We start from the raw sequence: 17,753 nt of genomic DNA on the forward strand, positions 1-17,753 counted from the left end.
CGTGAGCACTTCTCGCCCCCGCATCCTCGTCTCCAACGACGACGGCTACTTCTCCGAAGGGCTGCAGACGTTGGTGGAGGCGGTCAGCCCCCTGGGCGAGGTGTGGGTGGTGGCGCCTGACCGCGAGCAGAGCGCCGCCTCCCATGCCATCAGCCTGCACCGGCCGCTGCGCATCAAGGAGGTGCGCGAGCGGTGGTTCTCCGTGGACGGCACCCCCACGGATTGCTCGTATCTGGCGGTGAACCACCTGCTGAAGGACAATCGTCCCCAGCTCATGGTCTCCGGCATCAATCACGGCGCGAACCTGGCGGACGACGTCATGTACTCCGGCACGGTCGCGGCGGCCATGGAGGCCGCGTTCCTGGGCATCCCGGCCATCGCGTTCAGCCTGGTGACGCGGGGGCCGTTCGACTTCAAGCCGGCGGGCCGCTTCGCGCGCGCGCTGGTGACGGAGGCGCTGTCGCGGCCCCTGCCGCCGCGGATGCTCCTCAACGTGAACATCCCTGGCGGCGTGGAGCCGGACGGCTACGTCATCACGAAGCAGGGGCGGCACTCGTACGGCCAGAACGTCGTGGAGAAGGAGGACCCGCGCGGCCGCAAGTACTACTGGATTGGCGGCACGGAGTACGCGCACGACGACATCCCGGGCAGCGACTGCAACGCGGTCTTCGACGAGAAGCGCGTGTCGGTGACGCCGATGCACTTCGAGATGACGGACCACGGCCGCATCCCCGAGCTGTCAGGGTGGAACCTGCAGGGCTTCAAGCGGCACGGTCCGGGCGGCGGTGACTGAGGTTGGGGCCGGGCGGCTCCAGCCGAGCGGGCAGGGCGCTCTGGGTGTTGCTCGCGGCCGCGCTGTTGGGCGGCTGCGCCAGCACCCAGGCCGCTTCCTCCTCGCAGCTGGGCACGGCCGGTGTCAGGCCCGAGTCCACGAGCAACGGCAAGCCGCTGTCCTTCGCGCTGAGGCCCACGCACGAGGAGCCGGAGCTGGTGGCGGTGCGCCACCGCGTGGCGGCGGGCGAGACGATGTACCGCATCGCCAAGACGTACGGCATCACGGTGGAGGAGCTGGCGCAGGCCAACGGCATCAAGGATCCGCGCGAGCTGGCGGTGGGCCAGGACCTGCTGATTCCGGGCAGTGAGCCGCCGAAGTACGGCGACCCGGGGCCGCTGTCCGACGAGGAGCCGGAGCTGGTGCTCTCCAAGCCGGGGCAGGCGCCGGTGTCCACGCCGCGCCGCTCGGTGCCCGCGGTGTCGCGCCGGGAGGATCCGCCCCGGGCGCGCGTGGTGTCGGGGCGTCCGGGCGCGCCGTCGCGTCCGAGGCTCGCGACGCAGGGGATGCTCGACTGGCCGTTGAGGGGCGTGCTGTATGGCCGCTTCGGCAAGAAGGGCAAGGAGCCGCACGACGGCATCGACCTGGCGGCGCCGGCGGGCACGCCCATCAAGACGGCGCAGGAGGGCACGGTCCTCTACGCGGGCGAGCAGAAGGGCTACGGCCTCATCGTCATCGTCGAGCACGCGTCGCCGCTGATTACGCTCTACGCGCACAACCGCGACCTGCGCGTGAAGACGGGGCAGAAGGTCCGGCGAGGGCAGGTCATCGCCACGGTGGGTGAGTCCGGCCGCACGTCCGGCCCCCACGTGCACTTCGAGGTGCGCGTGGACGGCAAGCCCGCGGATCCGCTGGAGTACCTGGGCGTGATGCCGTCCGCGAACGACTAGGTCGCTTCGGGAGCAGGAAGTGTTGCGCGGGGCGGATAGCATCCGGCGTGACGGGCACGCTCGCGCACCAGGGCGAGGATGTTCTCGCAGGTGGGCATGGGCTTGCCGGTGAGGTGTCCCAGCTCCACGACCGCGCCCAGCAGCGCGTCGATCTCCATCGGGCGACCGCGCTCCAGGTCCTGGAGCATGGATGTCTTGTGCGCGCCGACCTGGGCCGCGCCCTGGATGCGCTGATCCACGTCGATGAGGAAGCGCGTCCCCAGCGTCTCCGCCACCGCCTGCGCCTCCAGCATCATCGTGCGCGCCACCGCGCGCAGGTCCGGCTGACGGCTGAGCACGTCGAGCGTCGCGCCGGTGAGCGCCGACAGCGGGTTGAAGGCGAGGTTGCCCCAGAGCTTCACCCAGATTTCATCGCGGATGCGGGGGCGCACGGGCGACTTGAGCCCGGCCTTCATCATGAGCTGTGACAGCGCCTGGATGCGCGGGCTCTTGCTGCCGTCGGGTTCGCCCAGCGTCACGCGGTCGTTGTACGTGTGCACGATGACGCCGGGGGACACGACCTCCGCGGCCGGATACACCACGGTGGCGATGACGCGCTCGGGAGGCAGCGTGCGCAGGAGCACGCCGCCGGGGTCCACGCTCTCGATGTGGCGGCCCGCGTACGGGCCTTCGAGTCCGTGGAAGTACCAGTAGGGCACGCCGTTGATGCCGGTGACGAGCGCCGTCTCCGGGCCCAGCAGGCGGGCAATCTGCGGCGCCGCGGCGGGCAGGGCGTGGGCCTTGAGCGTGAGGAAGACGTAGTCCTGCGGGCCCGCGTCGTCGGGCGAGTCCGTGCAATGCGGGCGCACCGTCACCGTCTCGCCGCCGCTGGTGAGCGTGACGCCGTGAGTGCGCATCGCGTCCAGGTGGGCGCCTCGCGCGATGAAGGTCACGTCCGCGCCGGCCTGGAGCAGCTTGACGCCCAGAAACCCGCCGATGGCTCCCGCGCCGAAGATGGCGATCCTCATGACGTGAGCCCCAGCCGCTCCGCGAGCCCGATGCGCTGCACCTTGCCAGTGGGCCCCTTGGGCAGCTCCGTGAGGAAGACGATGCGGCGGGGCACCTTGAAGTCCGCCACGCGTGACGCCACGAAGTCGCGCAGCTCGCGCTCGGTGGGGGTGTGGCCTTCGCGCGGGACGACGGCGGCGGCCACGTCCTCGCCGAGCTTGGGGTGGGGCAGGGCGAACGTCACGGCCTGCTGCACGGCGGGATGCTCCAGCAACACGGTGTCCACCTCCAGCGGGCTCACCTTCTCCCCGCCGCGATTGATCAGCTCCTTCAACCGCCCGGTGAGCCGCAGGTAGCCCTGCGCGTCGAGCGTGCCCTGGTCACCCGTGCGGAACCACCCGTGCGTGAAGGCGCGCGCGTTGGCGTCGGGGTTGTTCACGTAGCCGGACATGACGTTGGGGCCCCGGATGACCACTTCACCCAGCGCCCCCGGAGGCAGCAGCGTGCCCGCGTCGTCCATGATGGCGACCTCCGGCCCGGCGGCCAGCCCCACCGAGCCCGCGTACCGGGGACGCGGCGGCAGCGGGTTGGAGGCCATCTGGTGCGCGGCCTCCGTCATGCCGTAGCTCTCGATGACGGGCACGCCGAAGACGCGCTCCAGCTCCTCCATCACCTGCGGCGGCAGCGACGCGGACGAGGACCGGATGAAGCGCAGGCGGTGGTCCTTCAGGCTGTCCGCGTTGCGCCGGGCGCGCTCCAGCAGCGCCTGATGCATGGTGGGGACGGCCGTGTACCAGGTGGGCCGGACCTCCTCGAACCAGGAGAAGAAGCGCAGGGCGTTGAAGCCGGGCGTGCACACCACCCGGCCCCCAGCGCCCAGGCTGGACAGCACCGCCGCCACGAGCCCGTGGATGTGGAACAGCGGCATGATGTTGAGGCACGCATCCGTGGGGCCCAGGCCCAGCTGCGCGCCGATGTGCCGTGCGGAGGCGCGGAGGTTCGCGTGCGTCAGCGGCACCTGCTTGGGCCGCGCCGTCGTGCCCGACGTGTGCAGCACCAGCGCGACGTCGTCAGGGTTCGCGAGGCCAGGACGGCGCCCCGCTCCGGACATCGGCTGCGCGGCCTGGAGCGTGAAGTGTCCGGCGGGTCCGTCCAGCGTCGGACGCAATTCGATGAGCGGGATGCCGCGTGCACGCGCGACCTCGCGGGCCGGCTCCTGTGTTCCTTCGAGCACGACGAGCGCACGGGCCTGGAGGTCGTCCAGGTAGAACGTCAGCTCGTCCGCGCGATAGGACGGATTGAGCGGCGCGGTCGTCGCGGCGCTGGCCACGGCGAGGAAGGCCGCCGCCATCTCCGGCCCGTTGGGCAGCACCAGCGCGACGCGGTCTCCCTGGCCCAGGCCCCATGCGTTCAGCTGCTCGCGGACCTGCGCGGTGAGCTCCCGCAGCGCGCCGTAGCTCATGCCCTGCCTGCCGGGCGCACCGAGCGCTGCGTCCTCCGTCCGTCCGGCTGCGAGCAGCGCTTCGAGGGTGTCCTTGCGCTCCATGCCAGGCTCCACGTCCCACCTCCCCGGGCTTGTTTCCGAATGCTGCTATATCGGCCCGCCGGGAGGCACACCATGTCGCGGAAAGTGGCGCTCATCACCGGTGCATCCGTGGGGCTCGGGGCTCAGTTCGCGGAGCAGTTCGCGAAGGACGGGCACGACGTCATCCTCGTGGCGCGCGGCGTGGCGAAGCTGGAGGAGCTGGCCCGGAAGCTGGAGCAGGCGCATGGCGTGAAGGCTCATGTGCTGCCCGCGGACCTGGGGCAGCCCTCCGCGCCAGAGCAGCTCTTCGCGCGCGTGCGGGAGCTGGGGCTCGCGGTGGACTTCCTCGTCAACAACGCGGGGTTTGGTTCCGCCGGGCCGTTCCTGGAGCAGGACATCGCGAAAGAGGCGGAGATGGTGGAGGTCAACTGCACCGCGCTCCTGAAGCTCACGCACCTGTTCGCGCGCCCCATGCGCGAGCGCAAAGCGGGGCGCATCCTCAACATCGCGTCCACCGCGGGCTTCCAGCCGGGGCCGTACATGGCCACGTACTACGCGACGAAGGCGTTCGTGCTGTCCTTCACGGAGGCGCTCGCGGTCGAACTGGAGGGCACGGGCGTGACGGTGACCTGCCACTGCCCCGGCGCCACGAGGACGGAGTTCGCCAATCGCGCGGGCAACGCGGAGTCGCGCCTCTTCAATCGGCCAGGCGTGGCGGAGGCGCCCGAGGTCGCGGGCCATGCCTACGCGGCCATGATGAAGGGGCGGGTGGTGGCCATCCCTGGCGTGCTCAACTGGCTGGCTGCCTTCTCGGTGCGGTTCAGCCCCCGGGTCGTGGTGCGCTCCATCGCGGCGAAGCTCAACCAGCAGGGCTGAGCGGGCGGGGAAAGGGTAGAGTGTGGGCCGTGTCACGCCTCCCCCGGCTCTTCATCTCCTGCCTCGTCCTCCTGGCATCGCCTGTCCTCGCGCAGGAGGGGACGGACGTCCCCGCGCCGTCCACGGTGGCGGTGCTGCCCCTGCAGTCCAACGCGGCGGCGAAGGACGCCGCGACGGGCATCACGGCGCTCATCGCGAGCCGGCTCGCGGAGTCGCCCCGGCTGCGCGTGCTGTCCCAGCGCGAGGTGCAATCGAAGGTCGACGCCGAGCGCCAGCGGGAGCTCGTGGGCAGCACGTCGTGTGAGGAAGCGGACTGCCTCCAGGCGCTGACCTCCCTCACGGGGGCGCGCTACATCCTCATGGGCCGTCTGGACCGGTTCGGGAGCCAGTACCTCCTCTCCGCGAGCCTGATGGACACGCGCGAGGGCCGCAGCATCGGCCGGCCGCGCGCGGAGGCCTCGGATGACGGCGAGCTGGTGCGCACGGTGGTCGCCGTGTCCGACGAGCTGAGTGTGGCGCTGGAGTCCCCGGGTGAAACCGTCACGGCCCGGCCGCTGCTGGGCGGCGCGGTCATGTCGTCGCCGGGCGGTGGGCTGACGCTGGGGTTGCGCTTCAACAACAGCTTCATCGACAAGCTGTCCTCGTTGAACCCCGGCCTGGACCTGGAGATGGGCTACTGGTTCCACCCGGAATGGCAGGGCTTCCTCCAGGTGGGCTTCACCTGGGTGCACGCGGGCGGCGACGTCGAGGGCGAGCTCAACGTGCTGCCCAGCATCGTGGGCGCGCGGCACTATCACCGCCTGGAGAAGGACCTGCGGCCGTACTGGGGCTTCGGCCTGGGCGTGCAGCTGTCCTTTGGCGACTACGGCATCTTCCAGAACACAGGCCCGCTGCCGTCCGTGGTGGGCTTCGTGGGGTTGGAGTACCTGCTGGCGGGCCACGTGGGCTTCCAGCTGGAGCTGGGAACGAACATCGCGCAGGCGGTGCTGGGGCTCGCGGAAGACGGCGCGGGCGACGGCCTCAACTTCGATGTCAACGCCGGCATCGCGTACCACTTCTGAGTCTTCCGGAGCCTCTCATGTCCTCGCGTCTGCGCGCCCTTCCGCTCCTTGCCCTGCTGGCCTCCGGGGCCTGTACTGAAACGCCGAAGCTGGATCCGAAGGACCAGGCGGAAGGGCTCTACCTCCAGGCCAACTCCGAGTACCTCAAGGGCAACTTCGACGCCGCGCTCAAGTCCTTCGACGAGATGAAGGCCCTGACGCCGGCAGACCCGCGCCTGCCCGCCGCGAGGGGCGAGGTGCTGCTGTCGATGAGCCGGCTGGAGGAGGCCGAGAAGGAGTTCGCGGCCGCGCTGCGCTTGGACCCGAAGCGCTCCACGAACTGGAGCCGGCTGGGCTTCATCCAGGCGCAGCTGGGCAAGAAGGACGAGGCACGGCAGTCGCTGCAGAAGGCGCTGGCGCTGCATCCGAAGGACTTCAACGCGCTGGAGCAGCTGGGCGAACTGGCCGAGGAGCGCGGCGACCACGACGAGGCGGTGCGCGACTTCACGCAGGCGGCGGAGGCCGCGCCGGACGCGTCGAAGTCCGACCTGCTGGTGCGGGCGGTGGACGTGCTGACGAAGCAGGGACGGCAGGACGAGGTGGCCGGTCTGTTGCGCAAGGTGACGGGGCAGGGTGTGCGGACGCCGGAGGTGCTGACGGCGCTGGGAGACGCTGAGGTGCGCGCGGGCCGGTTGCCGGAAGCAGCGGCGGCGTATGAAGAGGCCGCGAAGAAGTCGCCGAAGGACCCGACGCTGTGGGAGCTGGTGGCGGAGATCCAGCTCAAGCTGGGCAAGCGCGAGGAAGCGCTGAAGGCCTATGGCGAATCGCTGAAGGTGAAGGACCGCGCCGTCGTGCACGTGGCGATCGCGAAGGCACACCTGGCGGTGGACGACCGGGCGGCGGCGGAGGCGGAGCTGCAGAAGGCCCTGGACACGGTGTCGGGGGCGGACGTGAGCGAGATGCAGGAGCTCGCGGACCTGCTCTCCGCGATGGGGCGCAAGCAGGACGCCCTGCGCATTCTGACGAGCCTGGGCGCGGAGCCGGGGCACGCGAAGAACGTGGACCTGCAGCTGTCCACCGCGAGGCTCGCGCGTGACTTGAAGGACACGGCGACCGTGCAGGCCGCCTGTGCCCGCGTGGCCTCGGCGGCAGCGGATGGTGGCGTGGTGAAGTGCCCGTAGGTATGTGTCGTGGGTGGCTGCGCCTGCTGCTGCTGTGCCTCCTGACGGGCTGCGCGTCCGGCCGGGTCGTGCGCCTGGATACAGGGCGTGAGGCCCTGGTTGTCGTGACGCCCCGGGTGGAGGAGGAGGCTCCGCTGGAGGACGCGGAGCTGGGGAGGGCCGAATTCAAGAAGGCCGTCACGGTGCTCGCGAGAGATGTGCGCCCGTTCTCGCATCCACTGCGGGATGCCCGCTTGTTGTTCGGTGTGCCGGAGCGCAGTGGCGTGTTCGGGTACGAAGCTCGCACGCATCGGATCCGTCCTCTGGGAGAAGAGGAAGCACGCGAGCTGCACCTGGTGGACGATGCGTCGGCCGAGCTGGCGCGCGCCTATGGGCGCTGGTGTGAGCGCAAGAAGCAGGGCCGGGATTGCCTGGCGCTCCTGGAAGAGGGACCGCTGCTGGGAAGCGATGGCCGGTATGCGCTGGCCCTGGCATTGGCGATGGACTCGGGGTGGGACGAGACGGCGGACGCGCTGCGGGGCGTCGTGAACCCGCAGGCCGTGTTGGCCACCGTGACGGCCTCCGTGACCGTGTACCTGCTGCTGTGGTCATTGCCGGAGCCTGTGTCCAAGGGCATCGCGGCGCTGATGACAGCGACGGCCATCGCGTACCTGGGCGTGGACACGGTGTGGGGGCTGCTGGACGGGTGGCTGACGCTGGTGAAGCAGGCGGACCGGGCGCTGACGTTCGACGAACTGCGCGAGGCAGGGGAGGGCTACGGGAAGGTGCTGGGGAAGAACGCCGCGCGGGTCTTCGTGATGCTGGCCACGGCGGCGGTGGGTAGCACGGTGGGGCTCGCGGCGAAGGCACCAGGGCTTCCAGGCTCCGCGCAGGCGGCGCTCGCGGTGGAGTCCCAGGCGGGCTTCGCCTACGCGGGCATCGGTGGCGTGCGGTCCGTGGCCATGGCCGCGGATGGATTCACCATCGCCCTGGCGCCCAATGCCGTCGCCATGTCGTCGCGAGGTGGCAGTCAGAAACACCACCTGGCGACCTTACGGAACAATGTGTCCACGCAGCGCGGGGGACCGTGGACGCCGCGCTTCCAGCGCATCTTCAAGAAGGCGGGGATGGAGCTGAAGGACCCGGAGAACATTGTCGAGGTCCCGGGACATCGCGGGCCTCATCCTCAGAGGTACCATCAGCGAGTGATGGCGCGACTCAACAGCGCCACTGCGAATTGCCGGACGGTCAAAGACTGCCGTGCGGCATTGGTCCGAGCGCTTGAAATCCTGGCCAAGGAAGTCAAAACGCCTGGAACAGAGCTCAACCTGCTCGTCACCCGAGGCGGTTGAAAACCTGGAGCCCCATGACACTTCGCTACTTCGAGCTGTCTGAAGACGTCCAGGCCGGAACCTGGTACCTCGGCGACCCTGTTGATGAGCAGGGCCAGGAGGTCGAGGATCCCTGGCAGTTCCGGGCAGGTCGTCCGGTGTCAGTCTCCGGCAGGTTGACCGTGCCCATTGATCAGCAGGGGCGTGCGCTGGACTTCTCGACCGCTGGAGTCGGACTGGCGCCCGTTGTCCATGTGAAGGTGGCATCCGTCTTCGCTGAACTCGCCTCCGAGGATGTCCAGTTCATTCCCGTCAGCATCAAGGGCATGCCCGACCAGTACGTCATCCTCGTGGCCACGAAGTGCATCCTCTGCATTGATGAGCAGGCTTCGGCCGTCCAGTTCTGGACCGCTGAGGACGGATTGCCAGAGAAGGTTGGGACGTACTACGCCGTGGATGATCTTCACATCGATGTGAAGAAGGTCGGCACCACGAAGGTGTTTCGGACCGAGGGCTGGAAAATTGCCCTCATCGTCTCCGAAGACATCAAGCTCGCGCTGGAGCGCATTCGCGCCACGGGCGTGCACTTCACCCCTGTGTGACCTTTGCCACGGCGTTGCTTCCGGCTTCTTGATGACGTCACCCTCCCAGGCCGATGGGAGCTGGGCATCCCTCTGGATGCGGGTGGGAACGAGGTCGAGGACCCGTGGATGTTTAGAGAGGGGCGACCCGTTCCTCCGCGACAAGCGCTGCTCGTTCCCCTGGAGCATCCGGGAACGCCCCTCGACTTCTCCCTGGCTGGCTTCAGTACGCCCGTTGTCAGTGCGCGGGTCGCAGCTGCTTTTTCGAAATTGGCAGCACAGGACATCCAGCTTGTCCCCGTGGACGTCCAGGGACATGCGGGGCCGTACTCCATCCTCGTGGCGACTCGACTCATCCGCTGCATCGATGACGACGCTTCCGACGAGGTGATCCGGTGGACCCCTCAAGATGGCCGGCCGGAGCGGGTCGGGCAGTATCGCGACGTTGACGGCATGCGCATCGACCCAGCCCAGGTGGGCGATGCGCAGGTATTCAGGACATGGGGCTGGTCCATCGCCCTCATCGTCTCCGAGGACATCAAGCTCGCCCTGGAGCGCGTCCGCGCCACGGGAATACGGTTCACCGAAGTTTGATTGTCGCGCCGAGGGGGAACGACACATGGTGCGACTCTGCAGTCTGCTGATGCTGGGCCTGACTCTGGCTTGCACGGGGGCATCTCCTCCAGCCACTCCCCGGACCTGGCCTCGCTCCCAGAACTCGGACCTGGGGACCGTGACCTCGGTGGAACGGGTGCACATCACCCGGGGCTTCACGGTCCTTCGCGGCGATACGCAAGAAGAGGTCACCGTTCACGACGGGCTGTTGATCAAGCTCCAGGGCCTGGACTGGACGGAGTTCATGCCTCGCGCCATGGCGCCACCGTCCCTCGTGCTCGGGGACAGCTACGTGGACATGCTCGTGAATCCCTTCGCCTTCAGGTCCGCCACCGTGATCCTCACGGAAGCGCCCCCTCCAGACACCGAGGTCGGCCTGTGGATGACCCTTCCCTGGGAAGTCGCACCGCAGCCCGGGGCTGACTTCAAGACGGCTCAGGCTCGCGAGCTGGGTCCCAAGGGCCGTGGGGTGAACATCCGGACGCCCTCCGCGGACGCACCTGTCTCCTCATACCTCTCGCTGGAAGTGCTCCAGGAGAAGGTCGGGGGCCGCAGGTCCATGAACGGGGTCCACGCGCCCGAACTCTGTGCCAGCATCCACGTCGCCTGTGGCTTCACGGAGACCCTCCACGGCCGCATCGACTGTGGCGGGTGCCCTCAAGGCCAGACCTGCACCCAGGACAACACCTGCTGCACGCCCGCGACCTGCGCGTCCCTGGGCCGCTCCTGCGGGAGCGTGGTGCCGGACGGCTGCGGCGCCTCGCTCGACTGCGGTGCCTGCCCCGTCCGCTGACCGCCCGGGCCCACCGTGCCCGGGCGGATGCCACTTCCTTACGTCCGGCCGCCCTGCAGCTTCCGGTACACGCCCACCACCTGCCCCAGGATCATCGTGGAGCGGAAGTCCGCGCGGTTCACGTAGATGGGCTGCATGGTCGCGTTCGCCGGCTGGAAGCGGATGCGGTCCGTCTCCGGGTAGTAGCGCTTCACCGTGGCCTCGTCCTCGATGAGCGCCACCACGATCTCCCCCGGCTGCGCCGACGGCGTCTTCTTCACGAAGAGGTAGTCCCCGTCGTGGATGCCGTCGTCGATCATCGACTGGCCCTTGACCCTCAGCGCGAACACCTCCCGGCCGTTCACCCCGCCCAGAAGGAAGCTGTCGATCTTGACCGAGTCCTCCATGTGCTCCTGCGCCAGCGCCGGCGCACCCGCCGCCACCTTGCCCAGGAGGGGGATCTCGATCATGCCCGAGTCCCGGCTCTTCATCCCGAGGCCCAGGAGCAACCTCGCCCGCTTGGTGGGCACCAGCGAGCGGCTCTGCTGCTCGCCCCGGGTGAGGTAGCCCTTGCGCTCCAGGGCCTTCAGGTGGTCGTTCACCCCGTTGGTCGAGCGGATGTCCATGTGCTCCCCAATCTCCCGGATGGTCGGGGGGAAGCCTCGGACCTCCGTCTCCTTCACGATGAAGGTCAGGATCTCGCGCTGGCGCTCCGTGAGCTCTTCCATGGCCGCACTCCTTCGCTCGGTCGCCCGCCTGCTCTGGCGGTGATGGGCAACAGAATTTCAGTGGCCCATGCTCCCTGAACATACGTGTAGAGTCAATCTGTTCAGTACCCCCACCCATACCGTGCGTGCTGTCCTCGGCCTGTCCTTCTCGCAGCTTGAGGCGGCGCGTTGATCTCGGCGTACACTTGGCGCCGCCGTGTCCGACCTCCGCCACACGCTGCTCTTCGTCGATGACGAGGCCGACGTCCTGGACATCCTCAGCCGGATGTTCCAGCGACGCTATCGCGTCCTCACCGCCCCCCACGGCAAGGCAGCCCTGGAAATCCTGCGGACCGAGTCCGTGGACGTCCTCGTCACCGACCAGCGCATGCCGGAGATGACCGGCATCGACCTGGTCAACGCGGCGAGGGCGGAGGGCATCGACGTCACGACGCTCCTGCTGACGGCCTACACGGACCCGCAGGACATCATCGCCGCCATCAACCAGGGCCAGGTGTACCGCTACGTCACCAAGCCCTGGGACGTGAACGACCTGCTCATCACCGTGAAGAACGCGGTGGAGTTCGCCCAGCTCAGGAAGGACAAGGAGAAGCTCATCCGCCAGCTGCACCAGCGGGTGGAGGCCCTCTTCGTCCTCTACGAGGTCAGCCGCGCCAGCGCGAACGACCCGGCCAGCTACGACGCCATCATCGACCGCGTGCTCACCGCAGTGGCCCGCGTGCTGCCGTACGACTGCGGCGCGGCCCTCATCGCGCCGGACGGCCAGCGCGGCGCCACTCTGCGCCTGCGCTGCGTGGGCAACGTCGGCGAAGAGGCGCTGCTGGGCGTCAAGGAGTCCATGCTCGGCGCGTACCGCAAGAGCAGCGGGCTGACGCTCCCGGAGGACCGGGTCATCACCCGCGTCACCGGCACCACCACCAAGGACTCCGCGTCCCCGGTCGTCTACCCCAACCAGCTCACGGTGAACCTCACCGCGGCCGGAAAGCCCGTGGGCATGCTGTCGCTGTTCTCCCACCGCGCGGACGCGTTCACGGAGGACGACGGGCTGCTGTTGGACGTGCTCGCCAACCAGACGGCGGACGCCATCCAGTCGTTGCGCTCCGCGGAGGAGGAGGCCCGCCACCGCATGGAGCGCATGGTCGCGTCCATGGCGGACGGCGTGGTGCTCACCGACGAGAAGAACGACATCGTGGTGATGAACCCCGCGGCCCGCCGCATCCTGCGCGCGGGGGAGGAGGAGCAGGGCCCTTCCAACCGGCTGTTGGAGGAGCGCCTGGGCTTCCAGCCGTTCCAGCTGGTGCGCAACCTGGAGTACAGCGGCCACCAGGTGATGCGCGAGGACGTGAAGCTCTTCGACCGCACCGTGCAGACCACCGTGACGCCCGTCAACGACGCGCGCGGCACCCTGCGTGGCGTGTGCGTGGTGCTGCGCGACATCACCGACCAGAAGCGGCTGGAGGAGCGCAAGGACACCTTCGTCTCCATGGTGAGCCACGAGCTGCGCACGCCGCTCACCTCCATCACCGGCGCGCTGGACCTGGTGCTCAACCGGATGGCGGGGGACATCAACGAGCGGCAGCACCGCTACCTGTCGCTGGCCAAGGACTCCGCGGAGAAGCTCAACAGCATCGTGGATGACCTGCTGGACCTGTCGAAGTACGCGCAGGGCCGGCTGAAGATGAGCTTCGAGCGCATCTACCTGGAGGAACTGGTCCAGCGCGTGGTGGAGAAGTACGGCCCCGCCTTCGCGGAGAAGCGCATCCGCGTGCTGCCGCAGCTGCCGCAGCACCCGCTGCGCGCCATGGTGGACCCCAACCGCGTGAACCAGGTGCTCAACAACCTGCTCAACAACGCGGTGAAGTTCACGCCGGAGGGCGGCGAGGTGCGCGTGGAGCTGCGCGCCACGTCCAGCCTGCCCGGCTACGTGGTGCTGTCCTGCTGGAACAGCGGCGACCCCATTCCGGAAGAGAGCCTGGAGCGCATCTTCGACCGCTTCGAGCAGGCCCGCACCCAGGCGAACCGCACCGTGCGCGGCACCGGCCTGGGCCTGCCCATCTGCCGCAACATCGTGGAGGCCCACGGCGGCCGCATCTGGTCCGAGCCCTCCCACACCGGCGTGCGCTTCATCGCCGTGCTCCCCACGGAGCCGCCCCAGGACGTGCTCAGCCAGGCGGCCGTGGACACGCTGTTGCCGTCGCCGCAGCCCATCCGCGCGGACTCGCGCGGCAAGGTGCTCATCATCGAGGGCGAGCCGGAGGTGGGCCACATCATGAAGGCCCTGCTGGGCGCCCGGGGCTACCGGGTGCGCCTGGCGTCCACCGCGGAGGAGGGGCTGTCCGCCGCGCGCAACCTGCACCCGGACGTGGTGCTGGTGTCCGTGCGGCTGCCGGACGTGGACGGCCTGCGGCTGGCGGAGATCCTCCGCAATGATCCGGAGACGCGCCGCTCGCCGCTGCTGCTCACCTCCGCGTTCGACGAGCGCCAGCGCGCCTTCCGGGCCGGCGCGGACGCGTTCCTCGTGCGCCCCCTGGCGGGCGACAAGCTGCTGGCCACCGTGGACTCGCTGGCGCGCGGCCGCGGCGGGGCACAGCACGGGCGCGTGCTGGTGGTGGACGACGACGTGAAGATCGCCTCCATCTGCCGCGAGGTGCTGGAGGGGCTGGGCTTCGAGGTGGACGTCGCGCACGGCGTGGAGGAGGGCCGGCGCTCCCTGCGCGAGCGCAGGCCGGACGCGGTGCTCCTGGACGTCACGCTGCCGGACGGCGACGGGTTCGCGTTCCTGGAGGAGATCAAGGCCGAGCGCGCCAGCGGCCACATCTCCGTCATCTTCATCTCCGCGCGCACGGAGACGTCCTCCAAGGTCCGCGCGCTGAAGCTGGGCGGGGACGACTACATCACCAAGCCCTTCGACGCGCTGGAGCTGGGCGCGCGCGTGGAGAGCATGCTGCGGCGCAAGGAGCAGGAGCTGTCCTCGTCGCCCACCACGCAGCTGCCGGGCTCCACCGCCATCGAGCGAGAGGTGCAGCGCCGGCTGGGCGCGCGCCAGCCCTTCGCGTTCTGCTACCTGGATCTGGACAACCTCAAGGCCTACAACGACTACTACGGCTTCGCGAAGGCGGACGGCGTGGTGCGCCAGACGGGCGACCTGATGCGGGAGGTCTTCCAGCAGGAGGGCGCGCCGGGGGACTTCCTGGGCCACGTGGCCGGGGACGACTTCGTCTTCATCACCTCCGTGGAGTCGGTGGACCGGGTGTGCCAGCGGGCCATCGAGCAGTTCGACCGGATCATCCCGCTCTACTACGACCGGCAGGACCGGGAGCGCGGCCACATCGAGGCGGAGGACCGCTTCGGGGAGAAGCGCCAGTTCCCCATCATGAGCGTGTCCGTGGTGGCGGTGATGGCGGACGGCGTGGCGCATGACCACGCGGAGCTGGCCCGCCGCGCCGCGGACATGAAGAAGCGGGCGAAGGCCATTCCCGGCTCCGTCTACCTGCGCAGCGACCTGGAGCGCGTGGTCCGCTCCGTCACCGGATGAGGCTCTACCAGCAGCTCATCCTCTTCATGCTCGCCGCGACGGTGCTGCCCCTGGCCATCGTCGGCTTCCTGCTGCTGTCGCGCTCGGAGCTCGCGCTGGCCCAGCGCATCGACGAGCAGCAGCGCTCGCTGGCCACCTCCACCGCCGAGGCCGTGGAGGCGAGCCTGATGGAGGTCGTCAACGGACTGGCCCGCTCCGCGGAGCTCCTGCCCTGGGAGCGCGCCACGCCCGAAGAGGTGCGCGGCATGCTGATGCTCCTGTATGGCCAGTCCACCACGGTGAGCGCGGTCATCCAGGCGGACGCGGACGGCCAGCCGCTGGGGCCCGCCGTGTTCCGGAGCGCGGAGCCGCTGGAGCAGCACCCCGCCTTCGACGCCGCGGGCGTCGCGCAGCTGGCGCACGCGGTGCCGGTGGGGCAGTTCCGGGACGGAGGCAAGGGCCAGGCGGCGCTCGGCAGCGCGTACGTGCACGCGGGCTCCGGGGTGGCCGCCGTGGCGGTGGCGGTGAAGCTGGGCGCTTCGATGGACGCGCCCTACGCCATCGCGGAGCTTGTCTTCACGCAGCTGGAGGCGCTGCTCGCGCGGCGCGCGAGTGACGGCCAGCGGCTGGACGTGGTGGACAGCCAGGGACGGGTGGTGGCCAGCTCCCAGCCCGCGCGGCGCATGGCGGCGCTGGAGCCGGAGCTGAAGACGGCGCTGGCGTCCGCCCAGGGCGTGGAGGACGGACGCAGCTTCCAGCTGAAGGACCCCGCGCGCCGGGTGAGCGTGGCCTGGGTGAACACGCTGGAGATGGGCGTCGTCGTGACGGAGGACGAGGCCCTGGCGCTGACGCCGGTGCGCGAGCTGCGCACCACGGTGCTCGCGTCCGTGGCGGGCGCGCTGCTGGTGCTCTTGGCCCTGGGCGCGCTCTTCACGCGGCGGTTGGACCGGCGGCTCGCGCAGGTGGTGCAGGGCGCGGAGGCCTATGGCCGCGGCGAGCTGGAGCGCCGCCTGCCGGTGGAGGGCCAGGACGAGTTGAGCGAGCTGGCGTCCACGTTCAACCGCATGGGCGAGGAGCTGGAGGCGTCCCGCGCGCGGCTGATGAGCTGGAACGACGACCTGCGCGTGCGCGTGGAAGAGGCGACGGCGGACCTGCGGGCGGCGCAGCTCCAGTTGGTGGAGGCGCAGAAGCTGGCGGCGGTGGGCCAGCTGGGCGCGGGCGTGGCGCACGAAATCAACAACCCGCTGGCCGGCATCCTGGGCAACGTGCAGCTCTTGCTCCTGGACCGGGGCGCGGACGACGTGGACTTCGAGACGCTGCGGAAGATCGAGCAGAGCGCCAAGCGCTGCAAGGACATCACCCAGAACCTGCTGCGCTTCTCCCAGCAGCGCGAGCGCCCGGACCTGCGGCCCGTGGACCTGAACGCGGTGGTGCGCGACGCGCTGAGCCTCACGGAGAACCAGACGCTCGGGGAGGGCATCGAGCTCTTGACGGAGCTGAGCACGGCGGTGCCTCGGGTGAAGGCGGATCCGGGGCATCTGTCCCAGGTGGTGCTGGCGCTCCTGTCCAACGCGCGCACCGCGATGCTGAAGACGCCGGTGAAGAAGCTCACGCTGCGCACGGGTGAGCGCGACGGGATGTGCATCGTGGAGGTGGAGGACACGGGCAAGGGCATCGCGGAGAGCATCCGCCCGCGCATCTTCGAGCCGTTCTTCACCACCAAGGACATCTGGTCCAATGTGGGCCTGGGCCTGAGCGTCGCGTGGCGCATCGTCACGGAGGCCGGGGGGACGCTGGAGGTCCGCTCGGAAGAAGGGCAGGGGGCCCGCTTCACCGTGGTGCTGCCCCGGGCATGAAGCCCGCCGCGTGTGGTAGCTAGGGCCATCGCATGGCTGCTCCCCCTTCCCGCAGGCGACAGGCGCCGTTCCTCATCGGGCTCGTGCTCATCCTGGCCGCGCTGCCGGTGGGCTGGTTCGTGTTCCTGCGCGAGCCTCCCGCGCCGCTGCCGCCGCCCGAGCCTCCCCGTGTCGCCACGCCGGTGGAGGTGAAGAAGGCCGTGGAGCTGGTGCTGAGCTCCTTCGAGGGCTCCGTGGACGTGAAGCACGGCGAGGCCGGAGCCTGGATGCCCGCCACCAAGGACATGCCGCTGCGTCCCACGGACGTGGTGCGCACCGGGCGCGGCTCCTGGGCCGTGGTGCTCAACGGCGAGGCCGTGGAGCTGCGGATGGAAGCCGAGACGGAGGTCTCCGTCGCGGAGCTGTCGGATCAGCTGTCGGAGTTCCTCCTGAACAACGGCATGGCCACCGCCACCGTGCGGGGCCGCCCCAACGTCCGGCACACCTTCATCCTGAAGGCGAAGGGCGCCGAAGCGGAGGCCAGCACCGCCCAGGGCACCTTCACCATGAGCAACAACGGCAAGGGCACCGTGAGCGTGGGCACGCGCGATGGCGACGTGAAGCTGTCCGACAAGGAGGGCAGGTACGTCATCGTCCGCGCCGGCCAGCAGTCCATCGTCCGTCCCGGCCAAGGTCCCTCCAAGCCGGCTCCCATCCCCAGCACCGTGTTCCTGAAGATGGAGTGGCCCGCGGCGAAGCAGACCAAGGGCGAGGTCGTCATCGCCGGCCGTACCGACCCGGGCAGCCGGGTGATGGTGGCCGGCGCCAGCGTGCCCACGGACGAGGAGGGGCGCTTCAAGCTCACCCTGCCGCTCAACCAGGGCCCCAACCCGATCCAGGTGAGCGCCATGGGGGTCGGTGGCGCGCACCAGACCGAACAGCAGGTGCTGACCTTCGAAACACCTCCGCCGCCGAAGCCCCCCAAGCCGGTGATCTTCAAGCCGGAGACCGAGGGCCTCTTCAAGTAGGGCGCCAGGGACAGCAAAGTCGTGCAGTCCCTGCGGAGG

At 69.7% G+C, this 17,753-nt stretch carries 15 protein-coding genes; 12 read left to right on the plus strand and 3 right to left on the minus strand.

Annotation, left to right across the window (positions count from 1 at the left end):
* The first annotated feature begins 1 nt into the window (after position 1).
* Together surE and D7X96_RS04875 are read left to right on the plus strand one after the other, a co-directional pair.
* Positions 2-793, plus strand: coding sequence for a 5'/3'-nucleotidase SurE (gene surE, locus D7X96_RS04870; RefSeq protein WP_120546625.1), 792 nt, complete (start codon positions 2-4; stop codon positions 791-793).
* A gap of 44 nt (positions 794-837) precedes the next feature.
* Positions 838-1,722 (plus strand): M23 family metallopeptidase, encoded by an 885-nt coding sequence (locus D7X96_RS04875; protein WP_244219446.1) that lies wholly within the window; start codon positions 838-840, stop codon positions 1,720-1,722.
* On the opposite strand, the gene D7X96_RS04880 is transcribed toward D7X96_RS04875, so the two are convergent.
* Together D7X96_RS04880 and D7X96_RS04885 are read right to left on the minus strand one after the other, a co-directional pair.
* Positions 1,719-2,729, minus strand: coding sequence for a 2-dehydropantoate 2-reductase (locus D7X96_RS04880; protein WP_121769103.1), 1,011 nt, complete (start codon positions 2,727-2,729; stop codon positions 1,719-1,721). The genes D7X96_RS04875 and D7X96_RS04880 overlap by 4 nt on opposite strands.
* A complete protein-coding gene (locus D7X96_RS04885) occupies positions 2,726-4,255 on the minus strand; it encodes an acyl--CoA ligase (protein ID WP_121769104.1) in 1,530 nt (509 codons plus the stop codon). The genes D7X96_RS04880 and D7X96_RS04885 overlap by 4 nt, the downstream gene beginning before the upstream one ends.
* Positions 4,256-4,327: 72 nt before the next feature.
* Here D7X96_RS04885 and D7X96_RS04890 point away from each other — a divergent pair, with 72 nt between their 5' ends.
* The 7 genes from D7X96_RS04890 to D7X96_RS04920 all read left to right on the plus strand — a co-directional run bounded on the left by D7X96_RS04890 (position 4,328) and on the right by D7X96_RS04920 (position 10,630).
* Positions 4,328-5,110 (plus strand): SDR family NAD(P)-dependent oxidoreductase, encoded by a 783-nt coding sequence (locus D7X96_RS04890; protein WP_121769105.1) that lies wholly within the window; start codon positions 4,328-4,330, stop codon positions 5,108-5,110.
* Positions 5,111-5,139: 29 nt separating this feature from the next.
* Positions 5,140-6,171 carry a hypothetical protein gene (locus tag D7X96_RS04895; RefSeq protein ID WP_244219447.1) on the plus strand — a complete coding sequence of 344 codons (1,032 nt, stop codon included), beginning with the start codon at positions 5,140-5,142 and terminating at the stop codon, positions 6,169-6,171.
* Between the two features lie 17 nt (positions 6,172-6,188).
* Positions 6,189-7,331, plus strand: coding sequence for a tetratricopeptide repeat protein (locus D7X96_RS04900; RefSeq protein WP_120546619.1), 1,143 nt, complete (start codon positions 6,189-6,191; stop codon positions 7,329-7,331).
* 2 nt (positions 7,332-7,333) lie between these two features.
* Complete coding sequence (locus D7X96_RS04905; protein WP_121769106.1) at positions 7,334-8,662, plus strand: AHH domain-containing protein; 1,329 nt, start codon at positions 7,334-7,336, stop codon at positions 8,660-8,662.
* Between the two features lie 14 nt (positions 8,663-8,676).
* Complete coding sequence (locus tag D7X96_RS04910) at positions 8,677-9,243, plus strand: imm11 family protein (protein ID WP_120546617.1); 567 nt, start codon at positions 8,677-8,679, stop codon at positions 9,241-9,243.
* 3 nt (positions 9,244-9,246) lie between these two features.
* Positions 9,247-9,816, plus strand: a complete 570-nt coding sequence (locus D7X96_RS04915; protein ID WP_120546616.1) for an imm11 family protein — start codon at positions 9,247-9,249, stop codon at positions 9,814-9,816.
* 139 nt (positions 9,817-9,955) lie between these two features.
* Positions 9,956-10,630 carry a hypothetical protein gene (locus D7X96_RS04920; RefSeq protein ID WP_147442633.1) on the plus strand — a complete coding sequence of 225 codons (675 nt, stop codon included), beginning with the start codon at positions 9,956-9,958 and terminating at the stop codon, positions 10,628-10,630.
* 38 nt (positions 10,631-10,668) lie between these two features.
* On the opposite strand, the gene lexA is transcribed toward D7X96_RS04920, so the two are convergent.
* Entirely contained in the window at positions 10,669-11,337 is a 669-nt protein-coding gene (gene lexA, locus D7X96_RS04925; protein WP_120546614.1) for a transcriptional repressor LexA, read from the minus strand.
* A gap of 196 nt (positions 11,338-11,533) precedes the next feature.
* Between lexA and D7X96_RS04930 the strand changes: the two genes are divergently transcribed.
* The 3 genes from D7X96_RS04930 to D7X96_RS04940 are packed head-to-tail and all read left to right on the plus strand — an operon-like array spanning position 11,534 to position 17,714.
* A complete protein-coding gene (locus D7X96_RS04930; protein ID WP_120546613.1) occupies positions 11,534-14,872 on the plus strand; it encodes a response regulator in 3,339 nt (1,112 codons plus the stop codon).
* Positions 14,869-16,707 (plus strand): sensor histidine kinase, encoded by a 1,839-nt coding sequence (locus D7X96_RS04935; RefSeq protein ID WP_121722037.1) that lies wholly within the window; start codon positions 14,869-14,871, stop codon positions 16,705-16,707. Before D7X96_RS04930 ends, D7X96_RS04935 begins: the two co-directional genes overlap by 4 nt.
* Before the next feature lie 32 nt (positions 16,708-16,739).
* The gene (locus D7X96_RS04940) at positions 16,740-17,714 is read left to right on the plus strand and encodes a FecR family protein (RefSeq protein WP_120546611.1); all 975 of its coding nucleotides are present in this window, start codon (positions 16,740-16,742) and stop codon (positions 17,712-17,714) included.
* Positions 17,715-17,753 lie beyond the last annotated feature (39 nt).

The sequence above is a fragment of the Corallococcus interemptor genome, assembly GCF_003668875.1.
Lineage (GTDB): Bacteria > Myxococcota > Myxococcia > Myxococcales > Myxococcaceae > Corallococcus > Corallococcus interemptor.